Source organism: Clostridium pacaense (assembly GCF_020709765.2).
In the GTDB taxonomy this organism is placed as follows: domain Bacteria; phylum Bacillota; class Clostridia; order Lachnospirales; family Lachnospiraceae; genus Enterocloster; species Enterocloster hominis.
The window spans coordinates 264721-284782 of sequence record NZ_JAJFEB020000001.1; the positions used below are offsets into that span (position 1 = coordinate 264721).

The window sequence follows — 20062 nt, forward strand, 5'->3', positions numbered from 1 at the left end:
AACAACGCCTATTTACTTATTAGTTCAGAAATCTCACTGTCAATATCGTGTGTCAATTTTCCTAACGGACGTTTTCCCCACTCATTTTTATTAAGGCTCATCAAATACAAAGTGCTTTTAAGTTCATCTTCTGAAGAAAAAAGCCCGCCAAATATCTGATACAGCATTTTCAGATATGAATCATTAAATATATATCGCTTGCTAAACATTTTTAAAATATAATCTTTATGCTCATTATATAATTCTGTTAAATGGAATACCTGGTCAGACTGTACGGATCGGATTACGATATCTGTGTCCACATCATTTACGGCCTCCAAAACCACGCTAAACTCATCTTCTGTCTGTTCTGCCCCTGTCAGATACCGAATTCCGTTCTCTATCTGAGTTCGAAACAGGATATCCGTTCCCATTTCATCAAAATACGGATACAGGATATTGTTCTCACGTTCAAGCTTTGCCTGATTACATAGACCACAACATGGTATCAGATTCAAAAGTGATAATGCAAAATATGGATATTTCATTTTACTTTTAAAATGATCAAACTGTGGACGTGACTTTCCTTTGCCTTTCGAAAGCGTGACTGTGTATGAACGGTTACAATATGGACACACCTTCACATCCATATAGCCTGATAGTTTAGAAATATAGGCACTTCTTGAAAATGCCTTATATCTGAAAACCAGATTCAATAATAACTTGGCATCATCCCCTTGTATCTTTGGCAGTTCTTTTATATCCTGATCCAGATAATCCATTCTCGAAAACAGGAGTCTATGCAGATTTTCCTGATTCACTTTGGGAATTTTCCCTGGATTCTCCTCATCCAGTTTTTCATCATAAATGAAATCATAAAGTTTCTGATCCACACGGTAAACCGTCCTGGCTGCAATCAGATAATCTGCTTCAAATCGTTGATTCTTATCCATATGTTCATCATCTGAACAAGGCCGTTTTCCTGATTGTTCAATAAAATTTTCTGCCCGTATTTCTTCCCCTTCTACTATAATAACATCCGTCCCCAAAATATCTTCGGGTCTGAATGGCATAACTTTTGCAATCATATACAGATACAGATCCCTAATCTTTTTTCCTTCCGGATGCTCCATATATGGTTTAATCCGTATCATTTTTTCCTCCTTCGCTGCTCTGCCTTTAACTTTTTAATTTGACTTATTAATTCATCATCTGACATATCCGCAAACTCCATGTCTTCTTTTTCACTGGTAAGCGTATATATCACAGCGTCAATCTCATTTAATAGTTTATTGCGGACAATAGGTTCTGCTATCAATTCCGCCATAGGCTTATATACATTCTCTAACGGTTTTAGGGTTTGCTTTGCAATTTTGGATAAAGCCTTATTTCTTTTAGAAGAAGGTTGTTTTTTTGCTTTCTCGATTTTCTTTTTTATTTCATTTACAGCAATTATGATATTGTTTATTTTCTCCTGTGCAAAATGCCCCAGCGTACTTTCCAGAAAAAATCCATCTCGTAAAAGAAGGTGTATATTTTGTCCAAATGTCCCGATATGATTATTTCCGTCAATTATTATCTTTCTTGTACTTAAGTCGGATTTTAAATAAATCACATTTGACTCTGGGACATCCCCCAATAAAAGCGGCGAATGGGTCGATAGTATGATCTGTATATTATCGCAACAGGATTCCGGATAAATCCTCGTTAAGAATTGTGTGAGTAACCCGATATACTCCCGCTGCCATTCCGGATGATATGTAAGATCAGCCTCATCTATCAGAAGTATCACACTGTCACATTCAACCATATGAATTCCATACCATCGATTCTCAATTTTATAATTTCCATGTGTCTGATTTGTATAATCAGCGCCAAAAATATAATAAAAGGACGCAAACATACTTAGGAGATTATTTTCCCCACTGCTTAATCCCCATGAAAAATCAAGGAAATAATCCGGCTCGCATATATAGCGGTACTTCTGCAGGAATGACATGAACCATTCCGTATCATCTGTTTTTACGAATATCCTGTAATTGGATATCATATAAGTATATGGTAAATTATTATCTGAACTCTCTATTTGAAAATGATTTTGTAGTTCCGTTGGTTTCTTTACAAAATCCAAAAAATCCAAAAATGCATTCTGCAATCTGAAAAATCGTTGTAGTTCATCATTGAATTCTTTCCCTAATTCAAGCTCCAGGAAATCCCACAATTCTGATATAATCGTCATAAATGTATATGCTGCCGGGTCCTCTTCTATTACTTCCATTAGTGACTTCAGCCACTGAACGAAATCGTCTGTCTGTTTGTCACTCAGGCACCGCAGTATACTTCGGAACGCACAAAGAATGCATCCTCTGCATAGCTGGTATCCCAGATGTAAAACAGGGAAATTGGGAGCATCCGAAGCATTCGGATTTTCTGCCCATCTGTCATATTGCTTTTCAAGCTGTTTTGCATCCAATCCAAATAGTTTAGCTTCAAAGTTCTGTTCCAGTCCCAATTTGTCTGTATCAATCTGATTGTCCAGCAGAAGATTAATATATAAGCGCTCTGGAACAGGAACCGGGTAACCACATTTTTTCATATCCTGCAGTATTTTATACTGATTTCTGTCAAAAACGAATTTAATCTGTTTGTACTGTTCGTATATAAAATATGTTTCCAACTCTGCTATATGTGTATTTCCACTTCTGAATTCCCTGTTCACATCCAATTCAGCATCATTTTTTATGAGAGCGCTTGCTGAACAGTCATAAAAAAAATCGAACTTACCATATCGTTCTAATTGGTTGCGATATAAATCAGCCTGTGTCAATGCATTCGTCATATAAATCAGTTTTGTCTTCTTTAAATAACAGTACATATCACCTTTATCCATAATTGAAACATTCCATGCTCCAGATAAATCGGCTTCAAACTTAATATCTATACTATTTCCATTTACAGTCTTATAAATATATACATGCTTATCTTCTTTCAATACCAGAAAAGCGCTCCCATCACACTGCCTGTTTCCCACCGTCTCACAGAGGCTGTCTATCAGACAATGCATAACGCTTGTTTTTCCAGAACCGTTATTCCCTACAATCAGTGTCAGATTGCTAATATTATCACCCCAAAAACCAGATGGCAATGTCTTCTCAACAGGCCACCCCTTGAGAATCCCCGTCTGCCAGTCATAATGTAAGCGCAAATCCGTTCCAAAGTTAAGTTCCATTTTTTCGATATTTCTATATTTATGGATGTATAAGTAGATAAGTCCCACAGCCGTCCCCCCAGTGTAATATCAGTTTTATCTGTTTCATATTTTCTATAATTAATATTTTGATAGCGCACAAATAATACATCCTCTTCTTTTTCTATAAACCAAATGTATGCTAAAAAATGCTCATCGCATACTCCTTTCAGGTTGCCTCGGACCAATGTTACTTTACCTATGCTAAATTTAAAACATGATATTTATCCATTATAACAGAATTCCTAATTAATTCCCACATCATAATTTCATTTCCCAACACAGGCAAGCACCATGGTCAGGCAGGCCGTGCCGCATTCCATTATCTCCATCTGTAAACCCAAAGAAATCAAAGAAAAAGCCAAAGCCATTCCATTCCAATCACAGTTTAAAAAAAGTAAAATAAAGTCATCAAATTAAGAAAGAGGTGACAACATGAATCCCCACATACTTTACTTAGGTACAGTGCTTGCCGCAGGACTTTTTTCCTTCTTCTCCCCTTGCATCATACCTCTCCTGCCCGTATACATATCCCTGTTTTCTTCCGGCAAAACCGCCGGGGATGACGGTACCTCCAGGAGGAAATTCCGGGTATTCCTTAAAAGCGTCCTTTTCGTTGCAGGCATATCCGTATGCTTCATCCTTCTGGGGTTCGGCGCAGGGGCATTGGGATCAGTGATCAGCAGTAAATCTTTCCTGACTGTGATGGGCCTTATTGTAATTATCCTTGGGCTTCACCAGACAGGACTGATCCATATCAAGTGGCTGTACCATGAGAAAAAAGTGGATTGGGAACGCACCCGCAGGGGTGACTACATCGGGGCATTTTTATTGGGGCTTACATTCAGCTTTGGCTGGACCCCCTGTATCGGTCCGGTCCTGGGAGCAATCCTGGGGTTGTCCGCCACCAGCAGCCAGCCGCTGTACGGCGCTTTCCTGATGGCTGTTTACTCATTAGGATTCCTGATTCCGTTTCTGGCGCTGTCCCTCTTCTCCGATACACTGCTGACAAAGGTAAAAAAGCTCAATCAGTATCTTGGGAAAATTAAGATTGCCGGAGGCATCATCATAATCCTGATGGGAATTTTACTGATGACGGATCGTCTGGGCAGTATACTGGCTATCTTTGGTTAACACTTGAGAAAGGAAGGAATACTATGAGGAAGAATTTAATAGCAGGTGCAGCTTCTATATTTTTACTAATCTCCTTAACTGCCTGCGGCGCCGGAAATACCGCAGACGTCAAGGCTGCCGCCAGTCAAACCATGGAAACACAGGAAACCGGGATGATGGAGGGTCCTGATACGATGAGCGGAAATGAAAAAATGAATCCGGGAAAACCGGCCCCGGACTTCGAGATGATGGATTTAGATGGCAATACGGTTAAACTTTCTGATTTCAAAGGAGAAAGAGTTTATTTAAAATATTGGGCTTCCTGGTGTCCCATCTGTTTAGGCGGTCTGGAGGATATCAATACCCTCTCCGCTGAAGATAACGGCTTTAAGGTCTTAACCATTGTTGCTCCCGGACAGAAAGGTGAAAAGAACACCGCGGATTTTAAGACATGGTTTTCCGGTGTTGAGAATACCGCCGACATCACAGTACTGTTTGATACGGACGGAACCTATGGGACACAGACCGGTGTGCGCGGCTATCCCACTTCGGAATACATTGGTTCCGACGGTGTAATGGTTCAGTTGGTTCCGGGCCATGCAGATAATGATACCATCAGGGCCACCTTTGAATCCATAAAATAACCGTCATGGAAAGGAGAATGGATTATGAAAAATCATCGGACACTATCAATGGGTATAAGCATCGTGACTGCCGCCATGTTCCTGTTAACCGGCTGTTTTGCGGCCCAACAGGATACAGAAGCCATGATTGCGGGTAAAACAGTAAAAACCGCCGATACTATGTCTATGGAACAGGAGGAAGATAAGATGGATAACAATAATCTGCACACAATTTATCTGGCAGGAGGCTGCTTCTGGGGAATTGAGGCCTACATAAAAAAACTGCCAGGCATTTATGATACTGACGTAGGATATGCCAATGGAAACACTGAAAACCCAACCTACGAACAGGTATGCTACAACAATACCGGACATGCAGAAACGGTCAGGGTCGTCTATGACCCCATGAGCATTTCCACGGAACAGCTGTTGGATGGTTTCTTCAAGGTTGTGGACCCAACCAGCACCAACCGGCAGGGAAATGACCGGGGAAGCCAGTACCGTTCCGGCATTTACTATACGGATGAGGCTGACAAGGCCATAGCAAAGGCCGTGGCAGACAGACAGCAGGAAAAATATACTTCCCCTATTGTCACAGAAATCCTGCCCCTTGATAACTTCTATCTGGCTGAAGACTATCATCAGGATTATCTGGATAAGAATCCAGGCGGATACTGCCATATTGACTTAAACGATGCAGATGCATTCATAGAGGAGGAAGGACTGGGTATGTCCAATCTCTCCAGTTTAATCAGGCCCGAGGACTATCCCGTCCCAAGCGATGAAGTCCTTAGGGAAAAGCTTACCGACATACAATATCAGGTAACCCAGAAAAATGATACCGAACGCCCCTATACCAACGAGTATGCCAGCACATTTGAGAAAGGAATCTACGTGGACGTGGTCACTGGAGAACCATTGTTCAGTTCGGAAGACAAATTTGAATCCGGCTGCGGCTGGCCCAGCTTTTCCAAACCAATCATCCCGGAAGTGGTAACAGAAGATTCCGATACCAGCTTTAACATGGTGCGCACCGAGGTACGCAGCCGGGCAGGGAACACCCATTTAGGACACGTCTTTGACGATGGTCCCAAAGAACTGGGAGGACTCCGATACTGCATCAACAGCGCTTCCATCCGCTTCATTGCCTATGAAGATCTGGATACTGAAGGTTACGGCTTCCTCAAGCCCATGTTTGATATGTAATTAGTGATACAGGATATCAGCTGCAAAAATATAAACATAGCGCCGGAGCCAGAAGACTTGCCTTCCATGCTCCGGCGCTATATACTTATTAAAAAGCACAGGAATGATGAGGGAGGAGGACACGCTATGTATAATCTGCTAATAGTTGAGGATGAAAGCCTTATCCGCCGCGGCATCCGTGCCTTCATTGATTTTGACGGCCTTGGGATTGGCGGATTCTTTGAGGCGGAAAACGGTGAGGAAGCCCTGGATACCATCCGCAGACATCATATTGACCTAATCCTGGCAGACATCAATATGCCGAAGATGAACGGCCTTGATTTCTGTCTGCTTGCAAAGGAATGGGATCCGTCCATCAAGATAGCCATACTCACTGGTTACGATTACCTGGACTACGCCATACGCGCAATTAAAATCGGGGTGGATGACTATGCCTTAAAGCCCCTGTCCCGGGATGACATCCAGAAGCTGCTCTTCCATCTCGTTGAAAAGAAAAAGGAGGCGGATGATCTGGCGGCGGTCCGGCAGGCCGTGGACAGATTAGCTGGGAATACAGGCGTGGAGGAGGATTTCGATGTCCGCGCCCAGATGGCCGGCATATTGGAGGAGCATCTGTCTGATTCCGGTTTTTCACTCAGCGTTATGGCGGCAGAACTGGGATATAACATCAGTTATTTAAGTACGCTTTTCAAACGGTGCTTCGGAGAGAATTTCAGGGATTATCTGTTCAATCTCCGTTTAGAACACGCAAAAATCCTTCTGCTGTCCACACAGATGAAAAACTATGAGATTGCTGCTGCGGTCGGTATTGATGACCCCAATTACTTCAGCGTATGTTTCCGGCGCAAATACAAAAAAACGCCAAAGGAATTCAGGACGGAGGCAGGACATGGAAAAGAGATTTAAGCTCCGGGAATGGATCCGGCGTTTCGGTATTCAGCTCTCCCTCTTTTTCCTCGGCGCTGGCCTGGCTGTCATCCTGCTTCTCAGCGGGGCTGTTTACTTTTTTGCGTCCAATCTGCTGATGAACGAGACAGTCTCCAAAACCCATGATTTACTGGAGATGAGCGGCGCCAACATCGGTACATACATTGCCCGTGTAAAAGGGGAATCCAATGTCTTTGCAGCTAATCCCATGCTCCGTCAATATCTGTCCAAAGACGATGAAAGCCTGCGCGCCGGGCTGATGTCCCAGATCCATACGCTGCTGGAAAATGATTCCTATATCAAATCCATTGTCATAGTGTCCAAGGACGGACGGATCCTCTCCAATGAGGAAAATTTAGATATGTCGGTATCCAGTGATATGATGAAGGAAGACTGGTATATCGAGTCCATCCACAATACGATGCCGGTCCTCACCGGAGCCAGGATGCAGAGTTTTTCTTCCGACAAAGACAACTGGGTAATCTCCGTAAGCACTGAAATCACAGGGGATTCCGGCGACAACTTAGGCGTCCTTTTAATGGATATGGAATATAGCGTCATCGAGGATCACCTGCGCAGCCTGGATCTGGGCAGGGAGGGCTATGTCTTCCTCTTAAACGACAAAGGCGAGCCAGTCTATCATAAGGACACCAGTTATTTCTCCAATCCTGACAAAAAGAGGCAGCTGTTGGAAATCCAGTCATCCGGGGATGGCTACGATAAGGCTGGCAACCGGCTCACATACCAGACCCGGATAGGGAATGCCGGATGGACCATGATTGGCGTGGTATCATTAGACACCTTAAGGATGCTGGAACAGCAGCTGTTTGAGGCAGTGCTTCTGACGGGCGGACTGCTATTTTTCATGGTCCTGCTGTTCGGTACCCTATTTGCCCGCCGTCTGTCTAACCCAATTGCGGACTTGGAACATGGCATGAGCGAGATTGAGAAGCTGGCTGAAGTCCATGTACGCAAAAACAGTTTCTATGAAGTGGAACTGCTGGCCGGCAATTATAACCGGATGATCCACCGGATCCGCGGCCTGATGGATGAGATATCCGAAAAGGAAAAAACGCTGCGCCATGCCGAGCTTAATGCCCTGGTCAGCCAGATTAACCCACATTTTCTCTATAATACCCTGGATACCATTGTCTGGATGGCTGAATTCAACGACAGCAGCCGTGTCATTGCCCTCACCAAGTCCCTGGCAGCATTTTTCCGTCTGTCACTCAGCGGCGGCAGGAAACTGATTACCGTGGAAGATGAACTGGAACATGTGCGGCAGTATCTTTATATACAGAAGGAACGGTATGAGGAAAAACTGAATTATGTCATCGATGCCCCCGGGAACTTATTGGATTACACGGTACCCAAAATCATCCTCCAACCCATTGTGGAAAACAGTATCTACCATGGAATCAAACCCCTTAACGGGCCAGGCCAGGTTACGATAACCGTACAGGAAGAAGGGGAACGCCTGATTTTCACGGTTACGGATAATGGCGTGGGCTATGATCCGGCCGCAGTAACGGCTGATGGCTCCCCGCGTTTAGGCAGCGTGGGACTTAAGAATGTGGATGAACGCCTCAAACTTTACTATGGGCCGGAATATGGGGTGACCATACGCTCTGCCCCCGGTGCCGGATGCCGTGTAAGGCTTATGGTTGGGAAACATCTGCCGGACAGCCCCATCCATTCCGAACAGGCAGTCCGAAAAAACAAATAATTGAAAGGTTTTATAAGGTCTTCTATCGCACATAGAAGGCCTTTTATCATGGGATTCATGCCTCCCCTCTCCCCCGGCGTACCTTTGTGGACATATCCTGGGCTTGTGCATATCTTAATATTGTAAGGAACTTTTAAATGAAGAATTAGAGGAGGATCTGCTGTGATTAAAACTAATAATGCAAGACTGCAATCCAGACCATTTATAATCTACCCTGATTCAGATATCAGCGGAACCGCTGGCGGCAATCCCAACAGGGAAAATTACTGTGATTTAGATACCACCTCCGGATCCCGTTACCATCTCAATCGGGATGACCATAATAATATTTTCCAATTTTTTGGGAATATTTTAACTGCCACCAACAAACCGGTATACTGTTTAGATAAATTTGCCGACGGTCCATACAACGATGTCCCCTATGAGAGCAGGCCCTTTGAGACAATCTTCCCTGCGACCACGAATCGCCAAAAGAACATGTTCGGATGGATTATGGCCAATACCTATCCGGCGGTCAGCGCCGATGCCACATTTGCCCTGGCCGGTGTAGATTCTGCCGCGGATCCTGCCCTGGATGACAATGACGCCTACGCCGCCGTCCAGGTGGCCCTGTGGGTACTTCTGGGGCAGATTTCACTGGATGAAGTGTACTTCCTGGACTGCGGCACCGGAGAACCGCATCCCAAATCAGACCGCCTGAGGACAGCTGTGCTGAACCTGCTCCGGCTCGCCGGGGAATACGCTGACGGTGCCACGGATACCTCCCGCCCGTCACCATCCTCAGGCACAGGCAGATGCGCCAATGCCGGGATTAACTGCTGTAATAAGAGCACCATGCCCCCGGATCCCGGCGCTCCTTACTTCATATTCCAGGGATGCCCGGATGAAGTACGGACCGTCTGCGGACGGATGCTCATCGGACCTTTTAAAATACTGTCAAACTTTACCGGACAACCCCAGATTACCGTCACCCCGTTCTGCAGCTGTGGCGATGACTACTCCGTCACATTCATGGATTTCTGCGGCAATCCCATTGCGGATCCAGCGATTGGACAGGAATTCTATATCGCAGTGCGCGCCTGCCAAAAACAGATATGCCTTACCGTCACAGCATCCTATACCGGAACAATCACACGGGTGATTTCGATGGAGGCTCAGAGTACTGCGCTGAATTACCAGCCCATCGGAACCTCATTCGATGATGAACCGGTGACGCTCACGGCAGAACTCTGTCTCTGTGTTAACTCTAAGAAACATGGCAAAAAGAACGGTACCTCGTCTAAATCCGGCCAGTTCGGAGTTAATGTCAATAATAATAACAACAATAACAATAATAATAACAGCAATAACAGCAGCAATGCAGGCCCTTCCTGCGGCTTTCCAGTGCCATGTATGCCGGTTTGCTGGCCATACCCTCCACAATCGCCGTATCCGCCTATACCGCCCTACCCGCCGCAGCCACCGTACCCGCCGTATCCGCCAACACCACCATACCCTCCGTATCCGCCAACACCGCCATACCCTCCGTATCCGCCAACACCGCCGTACCCTCCGTATCCACCAACACCGCCATACCCTCCGTATCCGCCAAAACCACCGTATCCGCCATACCCTCCGTATCCACCAAAACCACCGTATCCGCCGTACCCTCCGTATCCACCAACACCACCATACCCTCCAGAGCCGCCCTGCCCTCCGAAACCGCCCTGTCCGCCAGAGCCACCCTGCCCTCCAAAGCCGCCATACCCTCCGAAACCGCCTTGTCCGCCAGAGCCACCCTGTCCGCCAGAACCGCCCTGTCCGCCAGGGCCTCCCTGCCCCCCGAAACCGCCTTGCCCGCCAGAGCCGTCCTGTCCGCCAGAACCGCCTTGCCCTCCGAAACCGCCCTGCACTCCGAAACCGCCCTGCTGTCAAAAGGCACCTTGCTGTTGCCAAAAGACACCTTGCTGCTGTCAAAAGACACCTTGCTGTTGTCAAAAGCCAGCCTGTTGTCTGCCTTGTAAGTGCGGCTGCTGCCGGCATCGGGATGCCTGACAGACCGGCGAGACCGATAGCCCCCAGAAGCCCATATGAAAATCCGCCTCATCATATACCGAATAAATGATGGGGCGGATCCGTGCTGCCAACACAATTAGCAAATTATGTCCTTCGGTTATTTTAACCCTGGCATTGACTTAAATAAAGAAACGGTTTCATTGGAGGTCAATGCCCACCAGCTTCTGCTGTCTGAACCCGGCGTATTCCTCCGCAAGCTCCAGGAGTCCCTGCCTGCGGTGGATTTCCTTCCACAGCTTCATCTGGATTTCCATTCCCTTTCCCTTTTTCTTACTTGTCCAGATGCCAGCCACCTCACCCCGGTACACCACTGCGCCCGGGTTGGCCACCAGCCTCCATATCTGTTTCTGCAGGGTCGGGTCCGGCTGCAGGACTGCCCGGTCCCGCTGGTCCAGGTATGGATCATGGCCACCCAAAAGGATTATTTCCCTGTCAAAGGATGACGGCGAAAAAAGCATCTCCCTGTCATCAGACAGGATAAAGGACTTTTTCCCAGCCAACGTGACCGGCTCCATTTCCTCTGAAACCATGTTCCATAAACGTCTTCCCTGTTTGCCGGAACATCCCAGCCAGTTCACAAATCCATCCACATTGGACGGGCCATAACAGTGTAGGTAACTGCGGACCAGCTGTTTGGATGCGTTTTCATCTGCTTTTAACATCTGCCCTGTCCAGTTTTTATAGGAGGTAAATGTGGGGCTGATTCCACTGCGCTTCCCGAATACCACCAGGCCGCTGAAGGCGCACGGCCTTAACAGGAAGGAGACAACTGCCCCGCCCACGGTCTGTTTGTCAGGGCTGCCATACATGGAGGGCTGGTTCCACAAATCCCTTTTGTCCGCAGGCAGCAGGGGCAGCATCCACTCAGCCAGTGTCTTATCCAGCGTAACCTTGCTCACGATAGTTGTGTCATCCAGTCGTGTCATGACCTGTTTCAGCGTCTCCAGCAATGTATTGGAATCCATCTTTAGGAAGTCCATGGCTCCGGCCATCCCATGGGTATAAATCCATGGTTCATCCCCGACTGGCACCAGGGCAGACAGGAATACCGGGCTTAGCGGGACCGGGAACAGGGCCGGTACCCCCCGAAGGCTCCACGCCTGCAGCAATGTCTTATCCCCATATAGATGCTGCTCCATGTCCGCCAGCCCGCACTCCGGCGCACGGTTATACATAGCTGTTTCCCATGCGCCTGGCGGGGTGTTAAGCATCCCACATGCACCGGCAAGCATTTCCATGTCCGTGCTTTTGTATACTGCATCCAGATGATGGTTACGCAGTCTGAAACTCCTTATCTGATCAACACAAAGCTCTGCCATATGGATACTCCTTCCGGGACTTTTCTCCTTGTATTTCCTTGCTGTTGCCGTTGGTTCCACATCGGATGGCTGCCTGCGGCACGAAATAATATGTCTATTATATCGGATGCACCATGGAAACGCAAGCGTGTGAAAACTTGACAACACCGCAAAACCTTGCTATAGTATCTTTGTAATATTTCTGTAACATTTACACCAGGAACAAAAATAACTCTATGGATACAGGGGGTTTTAAGAAACAGATGCATAAACACACTGACTGGAAATGGACATCCCTTGCCCTGGCAGCCGTTATAACCGCACTGGGAATATACCCGGCCGGACCGCTTAATCCGGCAGGTATTCCTGAGGCACTGACGGCAGAGGCTTCGCAGGAAGTTTCCATTTCCCCAATACCGGCTGACACGGCGGCGCCCAAAGCCTCCATCAGCCCCAATCAGGTGCCTGTCACCCATGCTCCTGCTGCATCCGAATATGACAACAAGGTGGTGGCCAATGTTACCGATGTCCTGAACCTGCGGGCGGAGCCATCCTTAGAAGGCAAGATCATCGGCAAGTGCTACAGAGGGGCTGGAGGCACCATCCTTGAGAAAAAAGACGGCTGGACCAAAATCCGCTCCGGCAAACTGGAGGGCTGGCTGAACAATGACTACCTTGTATTTGGACAGGACATCAGACCGCTTGCCAAAGAGCTGGGACTGTTTACAGCCAGGGTAACCACACAGACACTGAATGTGCGTGAGGAGCCAACCACCGAATCCGCCATAATCGGCCTGGCTGCCGGGGACGACTACTATCCTGTGCTGGAAGAAAAGGATGGCTGGGCCAAAATCCAGCTGGCCTCAGATACCAGCGGCTATGTATCCACTGACTACACTAAAATCAGCGTGTCACCTGGCAAGGCAATCAGCATTGAAGCGGAACTGGCCGCCCTGAAAGAAACAGAAAAACAGCAGACCAAGAAAAAAGCAGAAGAAGCGCCCAAATATGTCATCAATGTTTCCTCTGATGAGATTTACCTGCTGGCCTCCTGTGTCATGATGGAAGCCGGGGGCTATTCCTATGACGGCCAGCTGGCAGTGGCCAGCACCATTGTGAACCGCGTCAAATCCGGCCGCTGGGGCAGTTCCGTAACCGATGTCATATATGCACAGGGACAGTTTCCCGGAGCCACCTCCGGCCTGTTGGACAAGTACCTGACCAAGGGTCCCTCCTCCAGCGCCCTGAAAGCCACCAAAGCAGCCCTTAGCGGAACCAATAACATCGGCGACTATCTCTTCTTTAATTCCACCAAGAATGCGGATTATGAAAGTTATGCCTCCTATACCGTTGTGGACGGCAACTGTTTCTATAAGAAATAGCATATATCTGCCCTGTATATAGTATAAAAGACAGGCAGCCATGTCTCCAATCAATCCGGAGACAGGCTGCCTGTTTCTATACAGGGATATCAATCCTTATATGATGAATCCAGTCCACAAATGACCTGATTCAGTAACAATTATAACTGTGGGCCTGCGGAAACTAATGCTTTTCCTGCTGCATTGCCCTCATATTTTGCAAAGTTCTTGATAAAGCGCTGTGCCAGATCCTGAGCCTTTGTCTCCCACTGTGAAACATCGCTGTACGTATCACGTGGATCAAGGATTGCAGGGTCTACGCCTGGCAGCTCGGTCGGAATCTCAAAGTTGAAGTATGGAAGCTGCTTTGTAGGTGCATTGGCAATGGAACCATCCAGGATTGCATCGATGATGCCGCGGGTATCGCGGATGGAGATACGTTTGCCGGTGCCGTTCCAGCCAGTGTTGACAAGATATGCCTTTGCACCGCTCTTCTCCATTCTCTTAACAAGTTCCTCTGCATACTTGGTTGGATGCAGTTCCAGGAATGCCTGTCCGAAACAAGCTGAGAATGTTGGTGTAGGCTCTGTGATTCCACGCTCTGTACCAGCAAGCTTTGCTGTAAAGCCGGACAGGAAGTAATACTGTGTCTGCTCCGGTGTCAGGACGGATACTGGAGGAAGAACGCCGAACGCATCAGCTGACAGGAAGATAACATCCTTTGCAGCAGGAGCAGCGGAAACCGGGCGTACAATCTTCTCAATATGGTCAATCGGATAAGATACACGTGTATTCTCTGTCACGCTCTTATCGTCAAAATCAATCTTGCCGTCAGCATCCAGGGTAACGTTCTCTAAAAGTGCATTGCGCTTGATTGCATTGTAGATGTCAGGCTCGGAATCCTTGTCCAGGTTGATGACCTTTGCATAGCATCCGCCTTCAAAGTTGAATACGCCGTTGTCATCCCAGCCATGCTCGTCATCGCCGATAAGAAGACGCTTCGGGTCTGTTGAAAGGGTGGTCTTACCTGTTCCGGAAAGTCCGAAGAAAATAGCGGTATTCTCGCCATTCAGGTCGGTATTGGCTGAACAGTGCATGGAAGCAATGCCCTTTAATGGCAGGAAGTAGTTCATCATGGAGAACATGCCCTTCTTCATCTCGCCGCCGTACCATGTATTGACAATGACCTGCTCACGGCTGGTGATATTGAACATGGCAGCTGTCTCTGAATTCAGGCCCAGCTCCTTGTAGTTCTCTACCTTTGCCTTGGATGCATTATATACAACGAAATCTGGCTTAAAGTCCTCCAGTTCCTCAGCGGTTGGCTGGATAAACATATTCTTAACGAAATGAGCCTGCCATGCAACCTCAACGATGAAACGGATTGCCATACGTGTGTCCTTGTTTGCTCCGCAGAACGCGTCTACAACGAAAAGCCTTTTGTTGGAAAGCTCTTCCAGGGCAATCTTCTTTACCGTATCCCATGCTTCCTGGCTGGCCGGATGATTATCATTCTTATATTCATCAGATGTCCACCATACAGTGTCCTTGGAGTTCTCATCCATGACAATGAATTTGTCCTTAGGTGAACGTCCAGTGTAAATACCGGTCATGACATTAACAGCGCCAAGTTCGCTTACCTGGCCCTTCTCATAGCCCTCCAGTTCAGGTTTTGTCTCTTCTTCAAACAGCATCTCAAAAGAAGGATTGTAAACAATTTCTGTAGTTCCGGTAATACCATACTGACTCAAATCAACATTTGCCATCTTTCATTATCCTCTCTTTCATTTTATCGAAATCCTTCTTATTATCTCATTTTGTTAATTAAAAGTCAATATTTAAAAGGGCAAAATCTAATATAATGTTCGGATATTTATACAATCCCCTTCAGGACCCGGATAAGGGCTGTTTTTAATACTTCCATATCAATGGGCTTGGCAATATGCGCATCCATCCCCGCATCCAGTGCCTCCTGTACATCCTCGGAAAATGCATTGGCTGTCATGGCGATGATCGGTATCTGCCCCGCATCCCCGCGCTCCAAACCGCGGATGGCCCTGGCCGCCTCATATCCGTTCATCTCCGGCATGCGGATATCCATCAGCACAGCGTCATATGTACCGGGAGCAGCGTCCCTGTAGGCCTGTAATGCCAGGGCGCCGTTCTCCATCACATCAGACACTGCCCCCCGCATCTTAAGCAGTTCGCATAGTATCTCCGCATTGATGTCATTGTCTTCCGCAATCAGGAACCTGCGGCCTGCAAACGCCTGGTCCGGCCCGGTCCCCGTACCCCCTGCATCCTCCGCGCCAGCGGTCTCTGTATCCCTTCCACCGCAATCCGCGTACTCACATTCCAGCTCCACCCTGAATGTGGTACCCTTATGGATCCTGCTTTCTACGCCGATATATCCGCCCATGAGATCCACCAGGCCTTTGGTGATGCTGAGACCCAGCCCGGTTCCTTCCACCCTCGCCGTATTGCGGGTAAAGGGTTCAAAAATATGGGATAAGAACTCCTCCCCCATACCGATTCCCGTATCCCTGACCGTAAACCGGTAGCGGGCATAGCCCTGGGGCCTGATTGGCGTTATCTCCTCTGCCAGGAACTCCACGCTGCCGCCTTCCGGCGTGAACTTGACCGCATTGCTCAGAAGGTTTATGAGTATCTGGTTAATGCGCAGGCTGTCGCCATAATAATAGCCATGCTCAATCCCCCTGCTTTGGATGGTAAACCTAAGTCCCGACGCCTTGGCCTGGGGCTCCATGATATCGGACAGTTTTTCCAGAAGGCCGGACATGGATATCTTCATATGGTTCAGGCTGATTTTGGACTGCTCAATCTTGTTCATGTCAAGGATATCGTTAATCAGGCTCAGCAGATGGCTGGAGGAAACCGAAATCTTCTGCAGGCAGTCCGCCACCCTCTCCCGCTCATCCAGATGGGCCTTGGCCAGCACTGTCATTCCCATGATGGCGTTCATAGGGGTCCGGATATCGTGGCTCATGGTGGAAAGGAAGTCACTCTTTGCCTGGCTTGCCTCCCTGGCAACAGCCAGCGCCTCCTCAAGGGCTTTCTTCCTCCTGCGCTCCTCTGCCAGCATATCCGTCACATCCGCCCTTACAAGGCACACGGTACGGTGGTTCTCATCCCCCCACAGCACATTAATCTGCTTATAGCGTATCCCTTCATCCCCATGGTATGGGAAAACAAAATCATACCCCCCTGGTTTTGCTTTCAGGGTCCGGAGGATATGTTCCAGGCAAAACTGGCGGACGGACCCATCCTCCTCTCCTGGGGCATAATGGCCCACAAACCGCTCTGCCGCCTGTTCATAATCGTCCGCAATATAAGGCGGCAGGTTCTCCAGCACGGTCTGGCGCGTATGCATGGTCAGGCGGCCGGTGTATATATTGATAATCCCTACCAGGTCAAAGGTATATGCCATGATGTTAAGGAATCCCTGCTGCTCCCGCACGGAATCCGTTATATCCGTGCGCACCAGACAGACCCGGCCCAGACGAAGGTCTATTGCCGAAACCGTCATGTTCTTGGTACGGATATCCCGGTTCTCATCCATGATGGAAAATGAAAATGTATATGCCTCCTCCTTCTCCAGACGCCGCCTGATTTCCGCCGGGTCCAGGGAGCCTGCAAACTGTTCCCTGTCTTTTGGCACGATTATCGTCTTAAGCATATGTTCCAGATGTTCTGAGTGGCATCCTGACCGGCTGGGAAGGCAGCTGGCATTCTCATTACAGGTCAGGACCGTGTAGGTGTCCTGCTCCAGGTTCAGGTCTATGACAAAATCATAGCTGGTCACGGAAAGCTGATGCATGATACGGTCGCTGATGACCTGCTCCGTGATATCCGTCACGGTCAGGATCCCGGTCACATCACCCGTATCCGGCGCATCCACCAGATTTACCTTAAACTGTGCATAACGGCCATTCTTCTCATTGGGCAGCTTAATAAAACACCGGAGTATCTTCTCCGTATCCTGCTCCCGGAAAGCTTTCAGGGACGGCGCGTTCAGATAGGTATCCAAAAATGTCCGGCGCTCCGCCCCATCTTCCACCAGGCCTGCAATCCCTGTAAAGAACGCCTCCCTGTCATATCCAAAGGTCTCCAGCAAATGGGAACCCGTATGGTCGCTGATTTCAATGATCTGGTTCCGGGTGATATTGCAATGCCCCATGATCAGTACATTGGGGTCCGTTGTGCCATAATGCTGCATCAACCGTTCCTTAAACTGCCGGCGCAGCTGCTCCTGTTCCTCCCGCTCCTTTGTCACATCATGATAAACCGCATAGAACCGGCTCTCACCGCCTTCACTGAGAAGTGTGGAAAGGGTATTCTTCACCCAGACATAACTGCCGTCACCGCGCACCAGGCGGTACACCATTTCAAGGCTGCTTCCGCCCTGGTTTATGAACGCTGTTATCTCTTCAGCCACCCGCTCCTTATCATCGGGGTGGACACCCGACATGGCATCCTGGCTGTAAAGTTCCCAGGCCTGGTTAAGGGGCATGGCTGTCAGGGCCGCAAATCCGTCCGACATATATTCCGGCACCATGCTGCCGTCCTTCTCAAACCTTACCACGGCAATACCGCCCGGCAGGTTTTTTATCACGGTCTGGAAATACTCCTCCAGCCGTTCCTTCTCCCTGCGTGTCCTTACCTCCTCCGTCACATCCCGCACATACTTTATATACGCCGGAATCCCATTCCAGTCGCTCTCCTTGAAACGGGTCACATAAAAACGGTCTGAGCCATCTACCCGCATCTGATGTTCCTGTCCGTCCGCCGCATGGGTTTTTAAGGCGCAGAACCTGCAGGGGCTGTCCTGTCCATGGAGGGCCGCATAGCATTTCTGGCCCACACAGTTCTTTGAATCCGCAAAAAGGACCTCATTCTCATTCACATAGAGAAGGTCATAATTCTCCTTGTCAATCACATAGATGGAATCTGACATCTCATTGGCAATTGTCTGGAACAGGCGTGTCTCTGCCGACATACCTGTAACTACAATATAAAGCCTTGCGTGTCCGGTCAGGGGTCCCATGCGTCTTCCGTTCATATGTATCCAGACCAGGTGACCGTCCTTATGGCGGATCCGGTAAAATACATCCAGCACCATGCCGCTCTTCACTGCATTGTCAACAGCGCCGCGGACCCGCTTCTGGTCAGCCTCATGGACAATATCAAGGACATCCCTCTGAATCAGGGCTTCATACCCACTTCTCGTATATCCGGCAAGGGCAATCACACCGTCTGAAAGGAATTCGGCTTTATAGGCACCTTCTTCTTTTTGGAAAATGGCAATCCCGCCGGGAATGGAGTTAATCAGATGGTTCATTTCCAGCTGTGTCTCTTTCAGGTCGGAAATATTGTGGAACACACAGTGCAGCAGGGGGCAGCCCCTGTCCTCACCAATCCATTTCATCTGCACATGCACCCATACAACATGTCCGTCCCGGTGCTGCTTGCGGAACTCAAAACCATCCACGCCCCTCAGACGGATGACCTCCATTGCCCTGGATACCACCATGGCAGTATCCTCTTTGTAGGTCATCTCCGCCGCATCCCCTTTGACCAGCTCCCTGTACTCCTCCACCGTATAGCCGGACAGTTCCGGAACACCGTCTGAAAAATAAACGGTTTCAAAGATATCCGATACCCTGTAGATGGCCACACCGCCGGGAATGGCATTGATGATGTCCTCCATCTTGGCATTGGCATCAGCCAGTTCCTGTTCCGTCCGCACCTGGCTGCTCACGTCACTGAATACGCCATAAAGCATCATTTCCCCGCCTTCCAGCTTCCTTACGGATCCTTCCAGGCGGATCCAGCGGTATTTATCCTCCTTGTCATTAAACAGACGGAAGGTATGACAAAGCCTGCCTTTGTCTTGAATCAGGGCGGACAGTTTTCCCTTCAGCGGCCCGGCATCCTCGGGATGGACCCGTTTCAGGTCCAGGACCTGGCCTGCATCAGACCTGAGCGCATCGGAACAGCCCAGGATTTCATGAAAAGCCGGGTTGCAGAACCTGGGCAGGATCTGCCCGTCCTCAATCTGGTAAATACAAAGGCCGCAGGGAATGCTGTCAAAAGCCATCCTCATCTGTCCTTCATAAAAAGAAGTGCCTGTCATGATGATTACCGCCCTTCTTTCAGTGTTGCCCGAAGTTCATCCGCCCGTAGGAATTCAGACCGGATGATCTGATATAATGCGGTATAACCATCCGGGTCCTTACCGTTGCGAAGAGGCTCCACAATGGCGCAGACCGCGTTAAAAAGAGGGGTCAGCCCCATATTCCCCACTACCCCCTTAAGCGTATGGGCGGCAGCAAATGCAGCCTCATAGTCCTGCTGCCCAAGGGCTGTTCCCAGCTTCTCAAGGTTGTCATCCTTAAACAGCATGTCCAGAAATTTTACATACATGGCCTCATTTCCCATGAACCGCGCCATTGTGGAGTTGTAATCCGCCCCGTAGGCCTCAAATATTTTCCTGAACTCCCCCATTG

The 20062-nt window shown here is 48.4% G+C and carries 14 protein-coding genes and 1 pseudogene; 7 read left to right on the top strand and 8 right to left on the bottom strand.

Features of this window, described 5'->3' with window-relative positions; translation table 11 throughout:
* Positions 1-8 precede the first annotated feature (8 nt).
* Together LK536_RS30915 and LK536_RS30920 are read right to left on the bottom strand one after the other, a co-directional pair.
* Positions 9-1133, bottom strand: a complete 1125-nt coding sequence (locus tag LK536_RS30915) for a hypothetical protein (protein ID WP_040382448.1) — start codon at positions 1131-1133, stop codon at positions 9-11.
* Positions 1130-3256, bottom strand: a complete 2127-nt coding sequence (locus LK536_RS30920; RefSeq protein ID WP_008725598.1) for an AAA family ATPase — start codon at positions 3254-3256, stop codon at positions 1130-1132. The genes LK536_RS30915 and LK536_RS30920 overlap by 4 nt, the downstream gene beginning before the upstream one ends.
* A gap of 405 nt (positions 3257-3661) precedes the next feature.
* Here LK536_RS30920 and LK536_RS30925 point away from each other — a divergent pair, with 405 nt between their 5' ends.
* The 6 genes and pseudogenes from LK536_RS30925 to LK536_RS30950 all read left to right on the top strand — a co-directional run.
* A complete protein-coding gene (locus tag LK536_RS30925) occupies positions 3662-4360 on the top strand; it encodes a cytochrome c biogenesis CcdA family protein (RefSeq protein ID WP_227794898.1) in 699 nt (232 codons plus the stop codon).
* A 23-nt stretch (positions 4361-4383) separates the two neighbouring features.
* The gene (locus LK536_RS30930) at positions 4384-4983 is read left to right on the top strand and encodes a redoxin family protein (RefSeq protein ID WP_227794899.1); all 600 of its coding nucleotides are present in this window, start codon (positions 4384-4386) and stop codon (positions 4981-4983) included.
* Between the two features lie 24 nt (positions 4984-5007).
* The gene (gene msrA / locus LK536_RS30935) at positions 5008-6168 is read left to right on the top strand and encodes a peptide-methionine (S)-S-oxide reductase MsrA (protein WP_227794900.1); all 1161 of its coding nucleotides are present in this window, start codon (positions 5008-5010) and stop codon (positions 6166-6168) included.
* Positions 6169-6294: 126 nt separating this feature from the next.
* A complete protein-coding gene (locus LK536_RS30940; protein WP_227794901.1) occupies positions 6295-7074 on the top strand; it encodes a response regulator transcription factor in 780 nt (259 codons plus the stop codon).
* Complete coding sequence (locus tag LK536_RS30945; protein WP_227794902.1) at positions 7058-8821, top strand: cache domain-containing sensor histidine kinase; 1764 nt, start codon at positions 7058-7060, stop codon at positions 8819-8821. Before LK536_RS30940 ends, LK536_RS30945 begins: the two co-directional genes overlap by 17 nt.
* 162 nt (positions 8822-8983) lie before the next feature.
* Positions 8984-9397: pseudogene (locus LK536_RS30950) on the top strand (thioester domain-containing protein); the annotation flags it as partial.
* Positions 9398-9408: 11 nt separating this feature from the next.
* Here the strand turns inward: LK536_RS30950 and LK536_RS30955 are convergent.
* From LK536_RS30955 to LK536_RS30965, 3 genes are all read right to left on the bottom strand, one after another.
* Entirely contained in the window at positions 9409-9657 is a 249-nt protein-coding gene (locus LK536_RS30955) for a hypothetical protein (RefSeq protein ID WP_025481997.1), read from the bottom strand.
* A 599-nt stretch (positions 9658-10256) separates the two neighbouring features.
* Positions 10257-10910 carry a hypothetical protein gene (locus LK536_RS30960; protein ID WP_227794903.1) on the bottom strand — a complete coding sequence of 218 codons (654 nt, stop codon included), beginning with the start codon at positions 10908-10910 and terminating at the stop codon, positions 10257-10259.
* A 103-nt stretch (positions 10911-11013) separates the two neighbouring features.
* Positions 11014-12195 carry a winged helix DNA-binding domain-containing protein gene (locus tag LK536_RS30965; RefSeq protein WP_227794904.1) on the bottom strand — a complete coding sequence of 394 codons (1182 nt, stop codon included), beginning with the start codon at positions 12193-12195 and terminating at the stop codon, positions 11014-11016.
* 242 nt (positions 12196-12437) lie between these two features.
* On the opposite strand from LK536_RS30965, the gene LK536_RS30970 reads away from it, so the two are divergent.
* Positions 12438-13556, top strand: coding sequence for a cell wall hydrolase (locus LK536_RS30970; protein ID WP_150846393.1), 1119 nt, complete (start codon positions 12438-12440; stop codon positions 13554-13556).
* A gap of 140 nt (positions 13557-13696) precedes the next feature.
* On the opposite strand, the gene pckA is transcribed toward LK536_RS30970, so the two are convergent.
* The 3 genes from pckA to LK536_RS30985 form a co-directional block, all read right to left on the bottom strand.
* Entirely contained in the window at positions 13697-15301 is a 1605-nt protein-coding gene (gene pckA / locus LK536_RS30975; protein WP_025482001.1) for a phosphoenolpyruvate carboxykinase (ATP), read from the bottom strand.
* 107 nt (positions 15302-15408) lie between these two features.
* Complete coding sequence (locus tag LK536_RS30980; RefSeq protein WP_227794905.1) at positions 15409-19689, bottom strand: PAS domain-containing protein; 4281 nt, start codon at positions 19687-19689, stop codon at positions 15409-15411.
* A gap of 5 nt (positions 19690-19694) precedes the next feature.
* Complete coding sequence (locus LK536_RS30985) at positions 19695-20060, bottom strand: Hpt domain-containing protein (RefSeq protein WP_008725575.1); 366 nt, start codon at positions 20058-20060, stop codon at positions 19695-19697.
* Positions 20061-20062: the final 2 nt, after the last annotated feature.